This is a genomic window from Streptomyces jumonjinensis (genome assembly GCF_009600885.1).
In the GTDB taxonomy this organism is placed as follows: domain Bacteria; phylum Actinomycetota; class Actinomycetes; order Streptomycetales; family Streptomycetaceae; genus Streptomyces; species Streptomyces jumonjinensis.
The window spans coordinates 536-4,902 of the sequence record NZ_VCLA01000208.1 but is presented as its reverse complement, the minus strand read 5'-3'; the positions used below and the strand labels follow the sequence as shown (position 1 = coordinate 4,902).

Annotated in this window: 5 protein-coding genes; 4 read left to right on the top strand and 1 reads right to left on the bottom strand. The window is 65.7% G+C overall.

Annotation, left to right across the window (positions count from 1 at the left end):
* Window positions 1–501: 501 nt before the first annotated feature.
* Window positions 502–1,764, bottom strand: coding sequence for an MFS transporter (locus FF041_RS37425; RefSeq protein ID WP_153527250.1), 1,263 nt, complete (start codon window positions 1,762–1,764; stop codon window positions 502–504).
* 791 nt (window positions 1,765–2,555) lie between these two features.
* Between FF041_RS37425 and FF041_RS37420 the strand changes: the two genes are divergently transcribed.
* The 4 genes from FF041_RS37420 to FF041_RS40240 all read left to right on the top strand — a co-directional run.
* Window positions 2,556–3,320, top strand: a complete 765-nt coding sequence (locus FF041_RS37420) for a cytochrome c biogenesis CcdA family protein (RefSeq protein ID WP_153527247.1) — start codon at window positions 2,556–2,558, stop codon at window positions 3,318–3,320.
* 90 nt (window positions 3,321–3,410) lie between these two features.
* The gene (locus FF041_RS39955) at window positions 3,411–3,560 is read left to right on the top strand and encodes a hypothetical protein (protein WP_228388986.1); all 150 of its coding nucleotides are present in this window, start codon (window positions 3,411–3,413) and stop codon (window positions 3,558–3,560) included.
* Between the two features lie 60 nt (window positions 3,561–3,620).
* Window positions 3,621–4,169, top strand: a complete 549-nt coding sequence (locus tag FF041_RS40245) for a winged helix-turn-helix domain-containing protein (RefSeq protein ID WP_323393723.1) — start codon at window positions 3,621–3,623, stop codon at window positions 4,167–4,169.
* Window positions 4,118–4,367 (top strand): transposase (locus FF041_RS40240; RefSeq protein WP_323393724.1); only part of this gene is annotated, 250 nt, incomplete at its 3' end. The genes FF041_RS40245 and FF041_RS40240, both read left to right, overlap by 52 nt.

Genomic DNA, 4,367 nt, shown 5'->3' with positions numbered 1-4,367 from the left:
GGGGAGGCCCAGCGGATGGCGTTGCGCCCGGACGCGGACCTGTTGGCGTCGTGGTCGGTGACGGGCCGGGGCGGAGGTGTACCAGAGGGCGTCCAGGACCGTCATCACCGGTGGCGGTGGCGTTCCACTGCGGTGATGTCGAGGACGACGAGACCGGGATCGACCGGGCGTACGGGATCGAGGGTCATACCGGTGGCGAGGCTGAAGTCGTTCACTGCCGCTCCCTACCAGGGCTGCTGTGGTAAGGGGAATCCACGCGTCGTCCTGGATGACATTGCGCCACCGCCAACGTAGTTGTTTTCCCCATGCCAACTGCCTGGAGAAAGCGAGCGGTACGAGCATTGAGCCGGAGAAAAGAGCGAAACTCCTGGCAGGGCGGTTCACCTTGGCCGTGACACCGTCCACCAGGAGCTTCGTCGTGCGGCTCGGGCGGGAAAGAGGCCGCTTCATTCAGGGTGGGCCCAGGGAGCGGCATGTCCCGCCGGCGGGACATCTCTCATGTCACCGCGAGTGCGGTGACGCGGCGGCGCGGCCGCGCCGGAGGAGTACGACGGCCGCGGCGGCTGTGCCCAGGAGGATGGTGGCGACCGCCGAGGCGAGGAGCGTCTGGCGTGCGCCGATCGCGGCGCTCAGCGGTCCGCCGATCATATTGCCCAGCGGCACGGAAACGATCAACACGGTGCCCCGGGCCGCCAGCACCTGCGACAGCTGCCCCGGGGTGGCGGCACGCTGGAACAGTACGGTCGAAATGGCCGCGTACGGAGCCCAGATGAGGCCCGACAGGCCGAACGACACCAGAACCACGGCGGTGGGCGCGCCGAGCCCCAGGGGCAGCAGTGCGGCGCCGAAGCCGATGACGATGCCGATGGTCGTCGGCCACAGCGACCAGTTGCGCAGATAGCCGGTGATCAGTCCGCCGATGGCCGAGCCGACGCCGAACGCCGTGTAGTACCAGGCGAGCGTGGCGGCCGAGCCACCGAGTTCTTCGGAGACCAGGACCGGCAGGACGACCAGGATCGGGCCGAAGAGGAGGAAGTATCCGAAGGTCAGGGCCAGAAGCCCGGAGAGTCGGCGATCGCCCAGGATGGTGCGGAAGCCGGCCGAGCGGGACGCCTGGGCGCGGGGTGTGCCGAATCCGACCGTGCGGGGTGCGGCCAGGCGGTAGGTGAGGGCCAGCAGGGCGAAGGTGGCCGCGTCGACCGCGATGACCGTGGCCGCGCCTCCCCAGGCGATGAGCAGGGCGGCGACGGGCGGCCCGATGACAGTGGCGAACTCACTGACAATGGTGATCACCGCGTTCCCCGCCAAGTGGTGCCGCTCCTGCAGGACTTCGGTGAGCAACGTGTACCGCCCGGCCGTTCCCCAGGCGTGCAGCAGGGAGGAGGCGGCCAGCAGTGCGATGTAGATCCCCATGGTCAGGGCGTCGAGGACGTATATGACCGGAATCAGGCCGAGCGCGGTGGCCCGCAGAATCGCGTCCCAGCCCGCGAGTTGGGCCCCGCTGCGGGCCGACAGTAAGCGGCCGAACAGAATCCCGCCCAGCGCCCCTGGCAGGATGTACGCCACTGCGGCGACCGCCACCCATGTGGCCTTGTTGCTCTCGGGGGCCAGTTCCAGGGCCAGCCAGGTGACGGCGACGGTACTCATTCCGTCACCGAGGTAGGACAGTCCTACGCCGGGCAGGATTCTCCGCAGAACCGGATGCCGGACCACCGGCCAGTAGGGCGACGAGCTGACGAGTTTTCGTACGGATTCGCTTGCCATGGCGTCATGGCATAGGCGGCGCCCACTCGGCGTCAACCGCTATCGCGCAGAGCGTATCCGTGCCCGGATGAGTGAAGTGAGACGATGGATCTGGGAGACCCGGGCCTTTACACGAGTGCCGATCGGTATGCCCGCTGGAATTCTCTGGCCGCAGCCGGAGAACCGCACTGGAGCAAACCGGGTCCGGCACACGCCGGTTTCTTGGTCAGTCTTCTCGCACGAAATGTGTGGCAAGATGTCTTCAGCTCTTGCTTTCCCTCCGTACGCGTTCGTCTCGTCGCTGGAGGGTCGCGGCGAGGTCGTCGACGGTGTTCCGTGCGGGGCCCTGATCACGGCACCGGGCTCTGGCACGTCAAAACGTGGGGCGGCTGTGCGGGCGCCGGCCAGACCTGGAGGAGCTACCACTCGGTGATCTCGTCCGGGGTCTGGTCGACCGCGGTGTCGCGGCCACGGGCATGGAAGTGGAAGCGAAGCGGCCGCCGCGGCGACGAAACCGGCCTTCGAGACTCTTCTGAACATGCCCCCCCGCTTTATGGCGGACGTTTGAGCCTGCCATTCTCAGCATGGCGACACTGGCCATATAGAGCATGCCGGTGCGCGATCACGAGCCTTTGAAGTCATTTTACTATTTTTCATTTAGCGTCATTGAGACACCATTGCACCCCTTACCACCTTTAGTGCTAATTTGAAAGACATGCCCGAAAATGAAGCTAATGCAGTGTATGGCTACTGGGGGACGTCTTCCTCTGTGCTTAAATTGGGATACATAGCGGAACAGGGAGAGGAATTACATGATCCAGCTAGCAGCTGAAGCGGGCCTCCAGGGGGCGGTATTATCCGGAAGTCTGCTACTCGCACTGCCGATCGCCGCGCTGGCCGGCCTCGTCTCTTTCTTCTCTCCTTGCGTACTCCCCCTTGTGCCTGGCTATCTTTCTTACGTTACCGGTGTCAGTGGCGCCGACCTGGCCCAAGCCCGGCGCGGCCGCATGGCTGCGGGCGCATCATTGTTCGTGTTGGGTTTCACTTTCGTCTTCGTGTCCGGAGGGGCGCTCTTCGGTAACTTCGGTTCCGAGTTGATTGAGCACCAAGAGTTACTGACGAAAGTTCTGGGCGTCTTGACGATCGTCATGGGTTTCTTCTTCGTCGGACTGTTGCCTGGCGTACCGATGCGGGAGTTTCGCCTGCATAAGCGCCCTGCGGTGGGGCTGTTGGGGGCTCCCCTTCTAGGGGTCGTCTTCGGCTTGAGCTGGACTCCGTGCCTGGGCCCCACGCTGGGATCCGTCACCATGCTGGCGCTCAATGAATCGAGTGCTGTACGCGGAGCGATTCTGATGGTGGCTTACTGCGCGGGCCTTGGGATTCCCTTCATAGCGAGTGCTCTGGCTTTCCGGAAATCCCTTGGCGCCTTTAGCTTCGTCAAGAACAATTACATGTGGGTCATGCGTATCGGAGGGGGTTTGCTGGTGCTCACCGGCCTCCTGCTGGTTACGGGGTTGTGGAGCCGGTTAACCTTTCCGTTGTTGGTGTGGTCCTCGAACTTCACTGTGGGGCTGTGAGCCGCATTGTTCTGCTGCCTTGGGTTGACCCGGGGCTGCGCTTCGTCTTATTGATCCGAAACGCTTTGGGTTCAGGCTCGTTGACGGTGTGTGAGTGATCTGGTGGGGGATGCGCGGGCCTGGTCGCCGGATGCGCAGGAGGCCGTGCGGTTGCTGGCGGTGTCAGCGCTGGTGGAGGGCCGGGACCGGGCAGAGGCTGCCGCCCTGTTCAAGGTGTCGGCCAGGGCCGTGGACGACTAGTGGGCGAAGTGGCAGGCCGGCGGGCGGGACGCACTGCTGTCCCGCGCGCGGGGTCGTCGGGTGGGTGGACATCAGGTCCTGTCGGAGGCCGAGCAGGCCGCCGTCCGGCAGGCCGTCCTCGATCGCTTCCCGTCCGATCTGGGACTTTCGGGTCAACTGTGGACGCGGGGGCAGATAGGTAAGCTGATCTTCAAGCTGTACCGGGTCCGCTTCACCGAGCCCGGGGTGGGCAAGTACCTCAAACGCTGGGGGCTGACCTTCCAGCGTCCGGACAAGCGGGCGGGGCCGCGGGGCGCGGAAGCGGTCCGCGTCTGGCACGAGGAGACCTGGCCGGCGCTCCGGGCCAGGGCGAAGACGGAGAACGGCGAAGTCCTCTTCGCCGGCCAGGTCGGGATCCGCTCGGGCCAGGTCATCGGCCGAACCTGGGGCGCCAAGGGTGCGACTCCCGTCGTCCGCCGGACCGGGAACCGGTTCTCCGTGAACGCGATGTCCGCGATCAGCACCCGCGGCCGGATGCACTTCATGGTCTTCACCGAGTCGTTCGACGCGCAGGTCATGTGCCGCTTCCTCACCCGGCTCACCGGCACTTCGACCGGAAGATCCACCTGATCGTCGACCGGCACTCGGCCCACCGCCCGAAGGCAGTCCGAGCCCGGCTCGCCAGCCACAAGGACGAGATCAAGCTGCACTTCCCGCCCTCGTACTCACCCAAGCTGAACCCCCGACGAGCTGGTCAACGCCCGAGCCGCCCCCGACCGCGCGAGACAGTCCACCGGGCCTGGCCGAGGGGGGTTCCGGCGGGTTTTC